The sequence below is a fragment of the Salinimicrobium oceani genome (assembly GCF_012037645.1).
Genome location: NZ_JAAVJR010000473.1, coordinates 1 through 492 on the forward strand (window position 1 = coordinate 1; position 492 = coordinate 492).

1 protein-coding gene is annotated in these 492 nt (G+C 42.9%); it reads right to left on the reverse strand.

The annotated features are described in order from the left end of the window. Positions 1-492, reverse strand: a 492-nt coding sequence (locus HC175_RS17800; protein ID WP_209310065.1) for a NifU N-terminal domain-containing protein, incomplete at both ends; no start/stop codon positions are given.

Sequence of the window (492 nt, forward strand, 5' to 3'; positions counted from 1 at the left end):
TTTCTTCGGCTTTAGAAGGGGAGGGCTGTACGCTGTCTTCAGTAAGTACCTCTTTCCCCTGTTCCAGGTATTCCCTAATAAATTCCCTAAGTTCCTGGGTGATCTCTTCCCATTCGGCCATGTCATATTTCATGATGGAAAGATAGTTTTCATCAATAAAAACTTCTTTCACGAACGGAAAATGAAACAAAGCCTTCGCTAAAGGGGCGTTTTTCGCATCATCAATATTTTTGAATTCCACAGTTTCTAACACGAGTTTCTTGTTCGAAACAAACTTCATCACTGTAGGATTAGGCGTGCTCTCTGCATAAACGGTAACGGGGATCTTTTTTCCGGTTTCTTCTTCGGAAGGGGTCACCACCTGTCCGCCGCTATTCAAAAAGGATTCGATTTGCTCTGCAAGCTCCTGTTGCACATCTTTCCAGTGCACAATATTGTATTTTTCAAGCGCCACAAAATTCTGCGCGATATAAACGGTCTTCACGAACGGAA